Origin of the sequence: Micromonospora sp. NPDC023888 (assembly GCF_040639415.1) — a bacterium.
GTDB lineage: Bacteria > Actinomycetota > Actinomycetes > Mycobacteriales > Micromonosporaceae > Micromonospora.
The window spans coordinates 17,356-31,940 of record NZ_JBEZZW010000001.1 but is presented as its reverse complement, the minus strand read 5'-3'; the positions used below and the strand labels follow the sequence as shown (position 1 = coordinate 31,940).

Genomic DNA, 14,585 nt, shown 5'->3' with positions numbered 1-14,585 from the left:
GAGCCTACGTTGCCGAACTGGACGTCACCGACCGGAACGCGCGGGAAGCACGTAGTGCGGCCGCCAACGGGAGAATCAGCAGCACACCGCCCTGCGGGGTCGGTCGCGCCGGGGGCGCGCCCGAGGATGCCGCGCCCGGCCCGGACACGTCGTCGAACGTCGCCGGCACCGACAGCGGGTTCCACCGGGACGAGGGCCAGACCACCATGAACGCCCGGCCGACCACGTTGTCGATCGGCACCGGGCCCTGGCAGCGCGCGTCCTGGGAGACCTCACGGTGGTCGCCCATCACGAAGATCTGACCGGGCGGTACGACGACCTCGTCGAAGCGCCGGGAGCGGCACTCCGACGGGTTGGGCGGCAGGTCCAGCGGTGAGTCCCGCAGGACGTACGGCTCGTCGAGGGGCGTGCCGTTGACGGTCACCCGCCCCTGACTGTCGCAGCACTTGACCCGGTCGCCGGGCAGACCGATCACCCGCTTGATGAAGTCCTTCTCCCCGGGACGGCTCACACCGACCAGGTCGCCGACGGTCCGGGTCAACTTGCCGGCGAAGCCCGGCTCCGGCTCCTCGTCGACCTGCGGCGCCCAGCGGTCGGTGCCCCGGAAGACCACCACCTCGCCACGGACCGGGTCACGGACGTCGTAGACGACCTTGTTGACAAGCACCCGGTCGCCGATGAGGAGCGTGTCCTCCATCGAGCCGGACGGGATGAAGAACGCCTGGAGCAGGAAGGTGCGGATCAGCACCGCGAGGCAGAACGCCACCACCAGCAGCAGCGGAAGCTCCTGCCAGAGCGGCATCTGCCGGCGGGTACGGCGGGCGCGCCGGCGCCACGGATCGACGGTGCCGTCCTCGTCAAGCGTCTGCACCACGCCACTCCCCGGTCCGCAGAAACACCACCGCCCGGGAGCCTCGTCGAGGCTCCACGGGCGGCAGTGGACAGCTACCCGCCCAGAGGGGCGGGCCCGCCGCCGGCTGCGCCCGTAACGACCAGGGTAGTGCGGTCTGGTCGTTACGGCATACGTGCAGCTCAGGCGGCGTGGCGAGCGGGAAGTCAGCTGGGCTGCTTCTCCCGCTTCTCCTTGATCTTGGCCTTCTTGCCGCGCAGCTCGCGCAGGTAGTACAGCTTGGCGCGACGCACGTCACCGCGGGTCACGACCTCGATCCGGTCGATGCCCGGGCCGTTGATCGGGTAGGTCCGCTCAACGCCGACACCGAAGCTGACCTTGCGGACCGAGAAGGTCTCGCGCAGACCGTCACCCTGGCGACGGATCACGACGCCCTGGAAGATCTGGACACGGGACCGGTTGCCCTCGACGACGCGGGCGTGCACCTTGACGGTGTCACCGGCCCGGAAGTCGGGAAGGTCGGTCCGCTTCGACTGGGCGTCAAGGGCGTCCAGGATGTTCATCGCTGCGTCCTCGTAAGGCTCACGGCGCACCGTCACTCGGTGCGCGGGTGGGTGATTCTGATCCCCGGGTGGTGGTCGGCGGGCCGACCCCGGTCGGTGATCCTCGCAGCCGCCCACGGGCGCGGACGGATGCGGCAACCCCCCTACTTTGCCACATCCCCCGGTGGTGGCTGAAATCCGGCCCGGTCCAGGGCCGCGATGTCCCGTTTGTCGAGCCGATCCGCCGGCAGCGCGGCGAGCAGATCCGGGCGGCGGGCCGCGGTCCGCAGCAGGCCCTCCTCGCGCCGCCAGCGGGCGATCTTGCCGTGGTCACCGGAGCGGAGCACCTCCGGCACGTCGTGCCCGCGCCAGCTCGGCGGCTTGGTGTAGATCGGCGCCTCCAGCAGCCCGTGCGCGTGCGACTCCTCGTCCAGCGAGCCCGCGTTGCCCAGCACTCCCGGCAGCAGCCGGGTGACCGCCTCCAGCATCACCAGGACCGCGACCTCGCCGCCGAAGAGCACGTAGTCGCCGAGCGAGACCTCGGTGACCGGCATCCGGGTGGCGGCGTGCGCCAGCACCCGCTGATCGATGCCCTCGTACCGGCCGCAGGCGAAGAGCAGGTGCGACTCGGCCGCCAGCTCGTACGCCATGGCCTGGGTGAACGGGGCACCGGCCGGCGACGGCACCAGCAGCCGGGGCGGCGGTGCGTCGGCCGGCGCGAGCGCGTCGAGCGCCTCCCCCCACGGCTCCGGGCGCATGACCATCCCCGGCCCGCCCCCGTAGGGGGTGTCGTCGACAGTGCGGTGCACGTCGTGGGTCCAGGTCCGCAGGTCGTGCACGGCAAGCTGGAGTACGCCGTTGGCCCTCGCCCGCCCGATCAGCGACAGATCGAGCGGGGCGAAGTACTCCGGAAAGATCGACACGACGTCGACGCGCATGGGGGGTGGTCCTAAAGGTCGAGCAGTCCGGCCGGCGGGTCGACGATCACACGTCCACCGGCCAGGTCGACCTCCGGAACGATCGCCCGGACGAACGGGATCAACGCGGTGCGCCCCTCGGGGCGTCGCAGCACCAGCAGGTCCGAGGAGGGCGCGTGGTCGATCCGGGCGACCTCACCCAGCCGTTCGCCGGCCGGGGTCACCACGGCAAGACCGACCAACTGGTGGTCGTGGAACTCCTCCGGGTCGTCCGGTGGGGCCACGTCGGCGCTGTCCACCACGAGCAGCGTCCCGCGCAGCGCCTCGGCGGTGTTGCGGTCCAGGATGCCCTCGAACGCGACAAGCACCCGACCCTGGTGGAAGCGGGCTTCCTCGATGGTCAGCTCCGCCGGAACCCGGAACGGCACCCCGGGCTCGTCGGTGGTTGGAGGGGGTGTCGCCCCCGGCTCAGTGCGCAGCACTGCACCGGGGGCGAACCGTGCCTCGGGCTCGTCGGTCCGCACTTCCACGGTGACCTCACCGCGGACGCCGTGCGGCTTGCCGATCCTTCCGATGACGAGCTGCATCAGTACGAGTCGACGATGTCGACGCGTACCCCGCGCCCGCCGATGGAGCCGATCACCTGGCGCAGCGCCTTGGCGGTCCGACCGGACCGCCCGATCACAGTGCCGAGGTCCTCGGGGTGCACGCGGACTTCGAGCCGCTTGCCCCGACGGGAATCGACCATCCGCACCCGGACGTCGTCCGGGTGGTCGACGATGCCCTTGACCAGGTGCTCCAACGCCGGACGCAGAGGCATGTCAGGCCTGCTCACCGGCGTCGGCAGTGGCGGCGGGAGCCTCGGCAGCAGCCTCGGTCTTCGGCGCCTCGGCCGCAGCCTCGGTCTTCGGAGCCTCGGCAGCCTTGGCGGCCTTCTTGGCCGGCTTGGCCGGGGTCTCCGGGGCGAGCCCGGCGGCGGCCTTCGCCTCAGCCTCGTACGCGGCCTTGCGGTCGGCCCGCTCGGGGGCGACCAGCAGCGGCGGCGGGGCCGGCAGGCCCTTGTACTTCTGCCAGTCACCGGTCAGCTCCAGCAGCCGCTGCACCGCCTCGCTCGGCTGAGCGCCGACGGACAGCCAGTACTGGACCCGCTCCGACTTGACCTCGATGATCGAGGGGTCTTCCTTGGGCTGGTAAACCCCGACGAACTCGATCGCCCGACCGTCACGCTTGGTGCGCGAGTCGGCGATGACGATGCGGTACTGCGGGTTGCGGATCTTGCCCATCCGCAGGAGCCGGATCTTTACGGCCACAGTTGTTTCGCTCCTGTTGCGATCTCACCGGCCCGTGCGGGCGGTGTGCATGGGTGAGCGCCGACCGGACCCGTGGGGTTGGGCCGGAGACTACTCGGTGGACTGGCGACGTGCCCGGGTTAGAGGGCGCCGGACGCGCGCCGGATACCAGCGACCTATTCTGCCAGATGGAGCGCCGATCACGCGCATCGGACCCGGACACCGCGCCAGCGGTGACCCGGAACACCTCTCAGCGCACCGGCGGGCGGTCCCACCCTGGCGGCAGTTCGTCCGGTACGTCCCAATCCGCTGGAGGGGTGAAGTCGCACCAGGTGCCGTCGAACGGGAACTCACCGGCCTCGGCGAGCGCGATCACCCGCTCCCCCTCGGCGCGGACCGCCTTCTCGTCGGTCACCCAGTAGTCGTCGCCGAAGGCGAGCCGCTCGACGAACTCGTCCTCGTCCTTCCACTCCCAGCTGAGGTCGGGGCGCACCACCACGTCGAGGTCCTGGTCCACCACGTCGACACCGGCCACCGGGCCGTCGTCCCAGCGGACGCCCGGCTCCTCCAGGTTCACGTACCAGTGGGCGAAGCGACCCTGCGCGTCGCGGAACCACCAGACGGAGTGCGCCGCCCCGGTGGGCAGGAACTTCAGCAGCGGCGGGCCGTTCCAGCGGCCGTGCGCCAACCGGTACGACGACGAGATCCACGTGGCGAACGGCATCGCCCGCATCCCCAGCCCCGCCTCGGTCACCTCGTGGGCCACCGGCGAGTCCCGGGCGATCCACACCAGCAGACCCCGCTCGTCGTCACTGACCACCCGGCCCGGTCGGACCCAACCGATCCGACCGTGCCGCACGTTGCGGTGCAGGATCAACCGACCCGGCGCGAAGCGCACTGCCTCCTACGCTCAGTAGGCGCGGGCGAGGATGGCGACCAGGTCGGGCTCGTCCTCCGAGTCCGGCACCGAACCGTCGGCGCGCAGCAGGCAGCGCACCGTGACGCCCTGACCGTTCGCCTCGGCCTCGCCGGCCACGCCGACCGCCGACCACGGCACCCGGGCCCAGCCGGTCGCGGCGGCCTCGATCGCCTCGGCCAGGGTGGCCACCTCCACCGTGCGCGACTCCCGGTTGGCCAACGCCTGGTCGTGCAGCACCTGCTGATCGGTCTCCAGCGCGGCCAGCACCGCGGCGACCACGTCGGCCACCGGCGTCGGAGACTTCGAGCCGTCGGTACGACGCACCACCACCGCGTTACCGGCGGCCAGGTCACGGGGGCCGACCTCCACGCGTACCGGATAACCACGCAGCTCGGCGTCGACGGCCCGGCGGCCGAACGGGGTGTCGGTCCGGTCGTCGAGCGCGACCCGGACACCGGCGTCGCGCAGGCCGTCGCGCAGCTTGGCCGCCGCCTCGCCCACGCCGTCGCCGTCCTTGACCACCATGACGTACGCCTGGATCGGCGCCAACCTCGGCGGCACGCGCAGACCGTTGTCGTCGCCGTGCGCCATGATCAGGCCGCCGAGCATCCGGGTCGACGTGCCCCAGGAGGTGGTCCAGGCGTGCTCCCGGCCGCCCTCCTTCGAGGAGTAGCTGATGTCGAACGCCTTGGCGAAGTTCTGCCCCAGCTCGTGGCTGGTGCCCAACTGGAGCGCCTTGCCGTCACCCATCATGCCTTCGCAGGTGTACGTGGCCGTCGCGCCGGCGAACCGCTCACGCGCCGTCTTCAGGCCCACCACCACCGGAATGCCGATCACGTTGACCATCAGGTCCTCGTACGCCTCGTGCAGGATCCGCCGCGCGTACGCCCGGGCGTCCTCACGGGTGGCGTGCGCGGTGTGCCCCTCCTGCCAGAGGAACTCACTGGTCCGCAGGAAGATCCGCGGACGCAGCTCCCACCGAACCACGTTCGCCCACTGGTTGAGCAGCAGCGGCAGGTCCCGGTACGAGTCGATCCACTTGGCCATGAACTCGCCGATCACCGTCTCGCTGGTGGGACGGACCACGATCGGCTCGGCGAGGGGCTTGCCACCACCGTGCGTGACGACGGCCAGCTCCGGCGAGAAGCCCTCGACGTGCTGGGCCTCCCGCTTGAGGTAGCTCTCCGGGATGAAGAGCGGGAAGTACGCGTTCTCCGCGCCCGCCGCCTTGATCCGGGCGTCCATCTCGGCCTGCATCCGTTCCCAGATGGCGTAGCCGGCCGGGCGGATGACCATGGTGCCGCGGACCGGGCCGTTGTCGGCCAGCTTCGCCTTGGCGATCAGGTCCTGGTACCAGCGGGGGAAATCCTCCGCACGGGGAGTGAGCACGCGTGCCATGACCGCACATCCTATGCGCCACGCGGGAGCCCACCGCGCCCGGGAGGCGCCGCACCCCTCCCACGACTGTGACGCCCACGCTGAGCGGGTCGCCCCCGACCCGCACCACGCCGGACGGCCCACGCGTCCTCGGGGCGGGGCACGCCCTGGGTGGGCCCGCGCCGCGCCCGTAGAATTCGACCACGATGACTGCAACGACCGACTCGCCACGCCAGCGGCTACGGGACACGATCGTGGACGCGGCCCGCGCGCGGACCATCGCCGCCGGCTGGGACGCGGTACGGATGGGCGGGGTGGCCGCCGCGGCCGGAGTGAGCCGGCAGACCGTCTACAACGAGTTCGGCACCAAGGCCGGCCTGGCCGAGGCGCTCGCCCGGCGCGAGGTGGACCGCTTCGTCGGCAACGTCCGTGCCGCGCTGCGCGCACACGGCTCCGACGTCCGGGCCGGCGCGTACGCCGCGATCGAACACACCCTCGCCACCGCGGCGGACAACCCGCTGGTCAAGGCCATCCTGACGAGCGCCCGGGGTGGCTCGGACGAGTTGCTTCCGTACCTCACCACCCGCGCCGAGGTGGTGCTGACCGAGGCGTCCGGGGCGCTGATCGAGTGGGCCGGCGACCACCTTCCGGGGGCGGACCAGGCCGCGTTGGCCTTCGCCGCCGACACGATCGTCCGGCTGGTGGTGAGCCACATCGTGCTCCCCCGCTCCCCGATCGACCAAACGGCCGCGGCCCTCGCCGACCTTGCCGTACACCTCTTCAGCGCCGCCACCCGCCCGGCCCCCTGACCCCACCCGCGCGGTGAAGCGCGAGGTCAGCGCAGCACTCGGCCGCGCAGGATCGTGCGGGACGGGGCGCGGACGACGCGCAGGTCGCGGCGGGGGTCCTCGGGGTAGACGGTCAGGTCGGCGAGGCCGCCCTCGACCAGGCCGGGGAAGCCGAGCCATTCCCGGGCACCCCAGGACGCGGCGGCGAGCACGTCGGTCGGCGCCATGCCTGCCTGCTCGTGCAGCAGCAGCATCTCCTCGGCGGCCAGGCCGTGGTCGATGCCGCCGCCGGCGTCGGTGCCCACGTAGATCGGCACACCTGCCTCGTGCGCGGCGCGCACCACCTCGGGGAAGCCGTCGCGCAGCGCGAGCATGTGCTCGGCGTACCCGGGGAACTTGGCCCGCGCCTGCTCCGCGATGCCCCCGAAGGTGGCGATGTTGATCATCGTGGGGACCAGCGCGGTGCCCTGGCGGGCCATCTCGTCGATCAGGTCGAGGCTGAGCCCGGTGCCGTGCTCCACCGAGTCCACCCCGGCCCGCACCATGATCTCGACGGCCGACTCGGAGAAGGTGTGCACGGCGGCGCGTACCCCGGCGTCGTGCGCGGCCCGCACGGCCGCGGTGAGGGTGTCCGCGTCCCAGGCCGGCGCGAGGTCGCCCACGCCCCGGTCGATCCAGTCGCCGACCAGCTTGACCCAGCCGTTGCCGGCCTTCGCCTGGGCGGCGACCGTCGCGGCGACCTCGGTCGCGGCGACCTCGACGCCGATGTCGCGCAGGTAGCGCTTCGGCGGCGCGACGTGTCGGCCGGCGCGGGCCAGTCGCGGCAGGTCCGGCTCGTCGTCGAGCTCGGGGTACGGGTACGGCGAGCCGGCGTCGCGGATCGCCAGCACACCGGCGTCCCGGTCGACGTGGGCCAACTCGCGGGCCTGGTCGAGCGAGGTGATCGGGGCGCCACCGCGGGCGATGCCGATGTGGCAGTGCGCGTCGACAAGCCCCGGCAGGACGAATCCGCCGTCCACGACGGTCTCCGCACCGGGCACCGGGGTGAAGGTCACCCGGTCGCCGACCAGCCAGAGATCACGGACCTCGTCGTCGGGGAGCAGCACACCGCGCACGTGAAGAGCCATGCGCACAGTCCTACCCGATCACTCCTCGTCGGGGGCGAGCAGGTCGTTCTTCCGGGAGGTCAGGGCGGGCAGATCTACGGAGACCTTCCACGGCCGCTCGGTGACGAACAGGTCCTCGGTGTGGGCGACCTGCTCGTACTCGCGGTTGGCGCCGAGGGTGTACTCGGTGAGCGTGACGCGTTCCTGGAGCGGGTCAACCACCCAGTAGGACCGAACGCCGGCGTGCGCGTAGACCTTCGCCTTGTCGTACATGTCGCGGAAACTGGAGGTCGGCGAGACGACCTCCACGGCGAGCAGGGCGTCCTCGACCGGGACGGGTGACCGGCCGGCGTGCTTGCGGCGGATGACCACCACGTCGGGGCGCGGCTCGTTGCGCCGGTCGACCCGCATGGACAGGTCGATGCTGACCAGGTACTCCGGCGGGCAGTTGACTTCGACGGCAAGTAGCAGTCGGACGCAGAGGTCCTGGTGCACGGCAGTGGGGGACGGCACGATCAACCTTCCGTTGATCAGTTCGTACGGAAGGTCCTTCGGCAGATCGCCGAGGTCGTCGACCGTCCACTCGTGCCGTTCGGGCAGGATCGGGGCCGCGGTCATGACATCTCCTTCCAGGGGGCGACATCACCCTAGGCAAGGATGACGTCGCCCGCCGTCACCGACACGCGTCAGCGCGGGCCCTTGTCGCCGCCCTTGCCGAGCTTGTTGAAGTCGATCTTCGGAAGCTTGAAGCCGGGCGGTAGGCCCTGGCCGCCAGCGAGGTCGTTCGGGTCCATCCCCGGCGGGAGCTGCGGCATGCCGCCCGGGAAGCCCGCGGGCATCCCGGCACCGGCGCCCGTACGCGGCCGACCGCCGCCCTTGGTGCCCTTGCGCTTGTTCTTCGGGCTCTTGGTCGCCTTGCGCCGACCGCCGCCGGGCAGGCCCATCATGCCGCCCATCTGCTTCATCATCTTCTGCGCGTCGGCGAAGCGGTTGAGCAGCTGGTTGACGTCCATCACCGTGACTCCGGAGCCGTTGGCGATGCGCGCCCGGCGGGAACCGTTGATGATCTTCGGGTTGGTGCGCTCGCCCGGGGTCATCGACCGGATGATCGCGGTGACCCGGTCGAAGTGGCTGTCGTCCAGGTCGGCGAGCTGGTCCTTCATCTGCCCCATGCCCGGCATCATGGCCAGCACGTTGGCGATCGGGCCCATCCGCCGCACCGCGATGAGCTGGTCGAGGAAGTCGTCGAGCGTGAACTGCTCGCCGCCCATCAGCTTGGCGGTCATCTTCTCCTTCTGATCGGAGTCGAAGGCCTGCTCGGCCTGCTCGATCAGAGTGAGGACGTCGCCCATGCCGAGGATCCGGCTGGCCATCCGGTCGGGGTGGAAGACGTCGAAGTCCTCCAACTTCTCACCGGTGGAGGCGAACAGGATCGGCTGCCCGGTCACCTCGCGCACCGACAGCGCGGCGCCACCACGGGCGTCGCCGTCGAGCTTGGAGAGCACCACGCCGGTGATGCCGACGCCGTCGCGGAAAGCCTCGGCGGTGCGGACGGCGTCCTGACCGACCATCGCGTCAATGACGAAGATGACCTCGTCCGGCGAGACGGCGTCGCGGATGTCGGCGGCCTGCTGCATCATCTCGGCGTCGATGCCGAGCCGGCCGGCGGTGTCGACGATGACGATGTCGCGGGCCGCCCGCTTGGCGTGCTCGATCGACGCGCGCGCCACCTGCACCGGGTCACCGGTGCCGTTGCCGGGCTCCGGGGCGTACACCTCGACGCCGGCCCGGCCACCGAGCACCTGGAGCTGCCCGACGGCGTTGGGGCGCTGGAGGTCGGCGGCGACGAGCAGGGGCTGGTGCCCCTGGCCCTTGAGCCAGCGGGCCAGCTTGCCGGCCAGGGTGGTCTTACCGGAACCCTGGAGACCGGCCAGCATGATCACGGTCGGCGGCTGCTTGGCGAACTGGAGCCGCCGGCCCTCGCCGCCGAGCACGGTGATCAGCTCTTCGTTGACGATCTTGATGATCTGCTGGGCCGGGTTCAGCGCCTGGGAGACCTCGGAGCTGCGGGCCCGTTCCTTGACGGCCGCGATGAAGCCCTTGACCACCGGCAGCGCGACGTCCGCCTCCAGCAGCGCGAGGCGGATCTCGCGCGCGGTGGCGTCGATGTCGGCGTCGGTGAGCCGACCCTTGCCGCGGAGCTTGGTGAAGATCCCGGACAGGCGGTCACTCAAGGTGTCAAACACGCGAACATCCCGTTTGTCAGTGTTCCGGCGGGCACAACGCGGCCGGCACTGCGGAGTCCGGCCACCGCTAGGGTAGCCGCCCCGCCGCAAGGCCGCTGTCGCCCGGCCCGGGCCTCACCCCGACACCAACCCCGACTGGTACGCGAACACGACGAGCTGGGCCCGGTCCCGGGCTCCCAGCTTGCCCATCGCCCGGCTGACGTGGGTACGCGCGGTCGCCGGGCTGACCACCAGCCGGGCGGCGATCTCCTCGTTGTTCAGCCCCTCACCGACCAGGCCGACCACCTGGCGCTCCCGGTCGGTGAGCGCGTCCAGCCGAGGGTGCGGCCGGGGCACCCGGGACGGTCGGGTGGCGAACTCCCGCACCACCCGACGGGTCACCGACGGCGACAGCAGCGCCTCCCCCTCGGCGACCAGCCGGATCGCGCGCAGCAGCTCGGTCGGTCGGGTGTCCTTGGTGAGGAACCCGCTCGCGCCGTGCCGCAGCGCGTCGAAGACGTACTCGTCCAGCTCGAAGGTGGTCAAAACCACCACCCGCGTACCTGTCAGTTCGGGGTCCGCGACGATCCGCCGGGTCGCCTCGATGCCGTCGATGCCGGGCATCCGGATGTCCATCAGCACCACATCCGGTCGCTCCCGACGGGCCAGCTCGACCGCCCGCAGCCCGTCGGCCGCCTCGCCGGCCAGCGCCAGGTCGTCCTCGCTCTCCACGAGCGCGCACAGACCGAGCCGGACCAGGTCCTGGTCGTCGGCGATCAGCACCCGGATCACGTGGTCGGCTCCGCGGGCAGCCGGGCGTACACCCGGAATCCGCCGCCGGCCTGCGGCCCGGCGGTCAACCACCCGCCCAGCGCCGTGACCCGCTCCCGCATCCCGGCCAGACCGTGCCCGCGCTCGTCGTCGGCCGGGTCCGTCCCGGAGGGCCGGGCACCCACCCCCCGGTCGGTGACCTCGATCGTCACCTCGTCGGCGCGGTAGTTCACGGTCACCTCCGCGTTCGCCACCCCCGCATGGCGCAGCACGTTTGTCAGCGCCTCCTGCGCCACCCGGTACGCGGCCAGGTCCAGCGCGGCCGGCAGCTCCCGTGCGGCACCGACCACGCGTACCTCGACGGCGAGCCCGGCTCCGGCAAGCCGGTCGCGTAGGGCCGGCAGCCGGGCCAGACCGGGCACCGGTTCGCGCTCCGCACCCTGCCGCACCGCGCCGAGCGTGACCCGGAGTTCGTCAAGCGCCTCACGGCTGGTCCGGCTGATCGCGGCCAGCGCGGTCTCCGCCTGCTCGGGTCGTTTCGGCAGCAGGTGCAGGGCGATCTCCGCCTGCATGCTGATCGCGGCCAGCCCGTGCCCCACCACGTCGTGCACCTCCTGCGCGATCCGCAACCGCTCCTCGTCGGCCCGCCGCCGGGCCTCCTCGGCGCGACCCCGGGCCTCCTCGGCCCGGCCGCGCGCCGCCACCTCGCGGTTGACCCGCACCACGACCCCCACCGCGAACGGTACGGCCACCCAGGCCGACGCCGGGAGCACTCCAGCCCAGCCCGTGGCGGGGCCCCGGGACCAGAAGACGTGCGTCAGCAACACCACGAACGCGCCCCCGGTGGCGAGCGCCGCCGGACGCACCGGCAGCCGCACGGCCACCGTGTACACCGCGACCAGGAAGGTGAGCAGGATCGGCCCGTACGGGAAGCCGAGCACCAGGTACGTCACGCTCGCCGCGCTCACCAGGGCGAGGGTGGTGACGGGGACGCGCCGCCGGGCCAGCAGGGCGATCGCGGCGACCGCGATCAGCACCCGGCAGACCCCGTCCACCGGCCTCGACCCCGGCTGGTTGTCCCCGGCCAGACCGGTGGCGAGTTGTCCGAACCCGAGCAGCGCCAGGGCGAGCGCGGCGTCCGGAACCGCCCGCCTCGCCCACTGCCCACTCCACCGCATGGCCGTCATTCTGCCCGCGCCGGCGCCCTCCGACGTGCGTCCACGGGCGGTATCGCCGCTACGCCCCCGGGCGTACCCGCCACCCGGGAGCGGCCGGCACGCCCGACCGCACCGTTTCGGCGGCGGACACCCGCATGAGCCTGATGACTCTGAGGCATCAAGATGACTGTGTGGCATCACGCTCGTGGGAGTGACCGGTTGGCACGAGCGTCCGACGGCCGAGCAGAGCACCACCGCACGGCGGGCGGCCAGCGACTGCCCGCACGGCGCCGTCGGGGGATCAGACGGCGGCGAGGACCGCTTCCTCCAGGCGGGCCCGGGTGGCGTCGTCCGGCCAACCGCCGACCAGGTAGAAGGCGTCCACCACGTCGGCGCCGAGAGTGGAGATGCGCGCCGCGCGGACCAGTGCGCCCGCCTCGTCGAGCGCGCAGGTGACCCGGTAGAGCAGCCCGGCCGCGTCAGCCGCGCGGAGTTCCAGCAAAACGGCGTCGGTGGCCGCCTCGCGGTGCCAGACGACGCGGGGTGCGGCACCGCTGCCACGGGCGGCGAGCGCCCGGCCGCGCAGTCGCTGGGTGACCGACACGTCACCGCCTACCGCCCGGCGCAGGTCGGCGCGGAGCGGCACCGGATCCGGCGGCAGGCCGTAGCGGGGTTGCACCCGGCACTCGACCAGAGCCCGGCCGTCGACCACCGACGCGTCCGCGGAGATCACTTCCAGCCGGTGCAGGGCCAGGCAGCCGGCAACCGTGGCGAGCAGGCCCCGCCGGTCGGCTGCGGCGACCGACACCCGGTCCCCGGTCAGGTGGACGACCGGCAGTGGCCCGGCCAGCAGCTCCGGGTCCGGTGCCGGCGGCTCGGGCAGCACGCCGGTGTCGAGTGCGGTGCGGACCCGGCCGACCAGCTCGGCCACGAGCCGGCCCTTCCAGTCCGACCAGGCCGCCGGCCCGGTCGCCGCCGCATCGGCCCGGACCAGCGCGTGCAGCAGGTCGAGGGTGCCGGTGTCGCCGACCGCCTCGGCCACCGAGGCGATGGTGACCGGGTCGGCCAGGTCCCGGCGGGTCGCCACGTCGGGCAGCAGCAGGTGCAGACGGACCAGCGTGCCGATCAGCTCGACCTCGCTGGGGGGCAGACCGATCCGGGTCGCCGCCGCCTGGGCCACTGGCACGCCGACGGTGCTGTGATCGCCGGTGAGGCCCTTGCCGATGTCGTGCAGGAGGGCACCGAGGAGCAGCAGGTCGGGGCGTTCCACCTCGCGGGCGTGCCGGCTGGCCTCGTGAGCGGTCTGCACGAGGTGCCGGTCCAGGGTGTAGCGGTGCACCGGGTTGTGCTGGGGCAGGCTGCGTAGCCGGGTCCACTCGGGCAGCCAGCCGTCGACCAGGCCGTACCGGTCGCAGGTCTCCCAGGCGGGCACCAGGCCGGCCCCGGCGCCGAGCAGAGTGGTGAGCGCGGCCCGGGCCTCGGCCGGCCAGGGCGCGGGCAGCGGCGGGCAGTAGGCCGCCAGCCACTCGCAGGTGGCCCGTGCGATGGGCAGGCGGGTCGTGGCCGCGGCGGCGGCCACCCGCAGGCTGAGGCTCGGATCGGGGCGTGCCCCGATCGCCGTCCGGGCCAGCACCAGTTCGCCGTCGTGCTCGACCACGTCACGGGCCACCGGTCGACGTGCCGGGCGGCCGTTGCCGCCTCGGGACCGACCGGAGCGCAGCCGGTCGGCGGCGCGGAAGGCGTCATCCAGGGCGTGGCTGACCGTGCGGGCGTCACCGGCGACCCGGCGCAGGAGGGCGTCGCCGTCCTCCACGACGGCTCCAGGCCGCCGCGCGGCGTCAGACGCGCCGGGCTGGAGTTGTCGCAGACCGAGCAGGGCGGCCACCCCGTCGCGTTCCTGGGCGACCAACCGGTCGACCCGGCGGCCGACCTGCTGGTGCAGGGCGTCCCGGGTGTCCAGCAGGCGAAGGTGGGCGGCGCGTACGGCGGGACGCAGGGCGTCGGTGATGCCGGCGGCGGAGATCGCGCGCAGCAGACCCACGTCGCGCAGGCCACCGGCGGCTTCCTTGAGGTCGCCCTCCAACAGGAACGCCAGCTCACCGTGGGCCTGCCAGCGCGCGGTGGTGACCTCCCGCAGGCCGGGCAGGTGCCGTACGGCGGTGCGCCGCCAGTGATCGGCGGCGGTCCGGCACAGCGCGTCTGCAAGCGTCTGGTCACCCACCACCAGGCGGGCGTCGAGCAGCCCGAGGGCGACCTTGACGTCGTCCTGGGCAACGGAGAGCGCCTCGGCGACGGTTCGTACCGAATGGTCGAGGCGCAGGCCGGCGTCCCAGATCGGATACCAGATCGAGGCGGCCAACTCGTTGATGCCGGGCACCCCGGCGTGCAGCAACACCAGGTCGAGGTCGCTGTACGGGGCGCACTGGCGGCGACCCAACCCCCCGACGGCGAGCAGTGCCACTCCGTCGCGCGCCGGCAGCAGACCGCGCAGAAAGGTGTCGTAGGAGGCCGCCCGAGCCAGCCGGGCGGCCTCCCCGATCCCCCCGGGAACGCCGACGACCTCGTTGATCAAGAGGTTCGCGTCCCCGTCAGCGGTGTCGCCTGACGCGTCCTTCTTGATCAACGAGGTCATGTCGGTCGTGGT

Annotated in this window: 15 protein-coding genes; 1 reads left to right on the top strand and 14 read right to left on the bottom strand. The window is 72.6% G+C overall.

Features of this window, described 5'->3' with window-relative positions:
* Window positions 1-4: 4 nt before the first annotated feature.
* The 8 genes from lepB to proS all read right to left on the bottom strand — a co-directional run bounded on the left by lepB (window position 5) and on the right by proS (window position 5,915).
* Window positions 5-874, bottom strand: a complete 870-nt coding sequence (gene lepB, locus AB0F61_RS00150; RefSeq protein WP_357801525.1) for a signal peptidase I — start codon at window positions 872-874, stop codon at window positions 5-7.
* 182 nt (window positions 875-1,056) lie between these two features.
* Complete coding sequence (rplS, locus tag AB0F61_RS00145) at window positions 1,057-1,413, bottom strand: 50S ribosomal protein L19 (RefSeq protein ID WP_030487486.1); 357 nt, start codon at window positions 1,411-1,413, stop codon at window positions 1,057-1,059.
* 143 nt (window positions 1,414-1,556) lie between these two features.
* The gene (gene trmD, locus AB0F61_RS00140; RefSeq protein WP_357801523.1) at window positions 1,557-2,330 is read right to left on the bottom strand and encodes a tRNA (guanosine(37)-N1)-methyltransferase TrmD; all 774 of its coding nucleotides are present in this window, start codon (window positions 2,328-2,330) and stop codon (window positions 1,557-1,559) included.
* An 11-nt stretch (window positions 2,331-2,341) separates the two neighbouring features.
* A complete protein-coding gene (gene rimM / locus AB0F61_RS00135) occupies window positions 2,342-2,896 on the bottom strand; it encodes a ribosome maturation factor RimM (RefSeq protein ID WP_357801521.1) in 555 nt (184 codons plus the stop codon).
* On the bottom strand, window positions 2,896-3,156 hold the full coding sequence (locus AB0F61_RS00130; protein ID WP_172862164.1) for an RNA-binding protein: 261 nt from the start codon (window positions 3,154-3,156) through the stop codon (window positions 2,896-2,898). The genes rimM and AB0F61_RS00130 overlap by 1 nt, the downstream gene beginning before the upstream one ends.
* On the bottom strand, window positions 3,131-3,619 hold the full coding sequence (gene rpsP, locus AB0F61_RS00125; RefSeq protein WP_357801519.1) for a 30S ribosomal protein S16: 489 nt from the start codon (window positions 3,617-3,619) through the stop codon (window positions 3,131-3,133). The genes AB0F61_RS00130 and rpsP overlap by 26 nt, the downstream gene beginning before the upstream one ends.
* A gap of 229 nt (window positions 3,620-3,848) precedes the next feature.
* Window positions 3,849-4,496 (bottom strand): DUF402 domain-containing protein, encoded by a 648-nt coding sequence (locus tag AB0F61_RS00120; RefSeq protein WP_357801517.1) that lies wholly within the window; start codon window positions 4,494-4,496, stop codon window positions 3,849-3,851.
* Between the two features lie 12 nt (window positions 4,497-4,508).
* A complete protein-coding gene (gene proS / locus AB0F61_RS00115) occupies window positions 4,509-5,915 on the bottom strand; it encodes a proline--tRNA ligase (protein WP_357801515.1) in 1,407 nt (468 codons plus the stop codon).
* A gap of 185 nt (window positions 5,916-6,100) precedes the next feature.
* Here proS and AB0F61_RS00110 point away from each other — a divergent pair, with 185 nt between their 5' ends.
* Complete coding sequence (locus tag AB0F61_RS00110) at window positions 6,101-6,703, top strand: TetR family transcriptional regulator (protein WP_357801513.1); 603 nt, start codon at window positions 6,101-6,103, stop codon at window positions 6,701-6,703.
* A gap of 26 nt (window positions 6,704-6,729) precedes the next feature.
* Here the strand turns inward: AB0F61_RS00110 and AB0F61_RS00105 are convergent, their stop codons facing one another.
* From AB0F61_RS00105 to AB0F61_RS00080, 6 genes are all read right to left on the bottom strand, one after another.
* A complete protein-coding gene (locus tag AB0F61_RS00105) occupies window positions 6,730-7,809 on the bottom strand; it encodes an amidohydrolase family protein (protein ID WP_357801511.1) in 1,080 nt (359 codons plus the stop codon).
* Window positions 7,810-7,827: 18 nt separating this feature from the next.
* Complete coding sequence (locus AB0F61_RS00100; RefSeq protein ID WP_357801509.1) at window positions 7,828-8,406, bottom strand: Uma2 family endonuclease; 579 nt, start codon at window positions 8,404-8,406, stop codon at window positions 7,828-7,830.
* 68 nt (window positions 8,407-8,474) lie between these two features.
* Window positions 8,475-10,034, bottom strand: coding sequence for a signal recognition particle protein (gene ffh, locus AB0F61_RS00095; RefSeq protein ID WP_112581984.1), 1,560 nt, complete (start codon window positions 10,032-10,034; stop codon window positions 8,475-8,477).
* Window positions 10,035-10,148: 114 nt separating this feature from the next.
* Window positions 10,149-10,805 carry a response regulator transcription factor gene (locus AB0F61_RS00090; protein ID WP_357801507.1) on the bottom strand — a complete coding sequence of 219 codons (657 nt, stop codon included), beginning with the start codon at window positions 10,803-10,805 and terminating at the stop codon, window positions 10,149-10,151.
* A complete protein-coding gene (locus tag AB0F61_RS00085; protein WP_357801505.1) occupies window positions 10,802-11,962 on the bottom strand; it encodes a sensor histidine kinase in 1,161 nt (386 codons plus the stop codon). Before AB0F61_RS00085 ends, AB0F61_RS00090 begins: the two co-directional genes overlap by 4 nt.
* A 280-nt stretch (window positions 11,963-12,242) precedes the next feature.
* Window positions 12,243-14,573: a [protein-PII] uridylyltransferase gene (locus AB0F61_RS00080; protein ID WP_357801503.1), complete on the bottom strand. Its 2,331-nt coding sequence runs from the start codon at window positions 14,571-14,573 to the stop codon at window positions 12,243-12,245.
* Window positions 14,574-14,585: the final 12 nt, after the last annotated feature.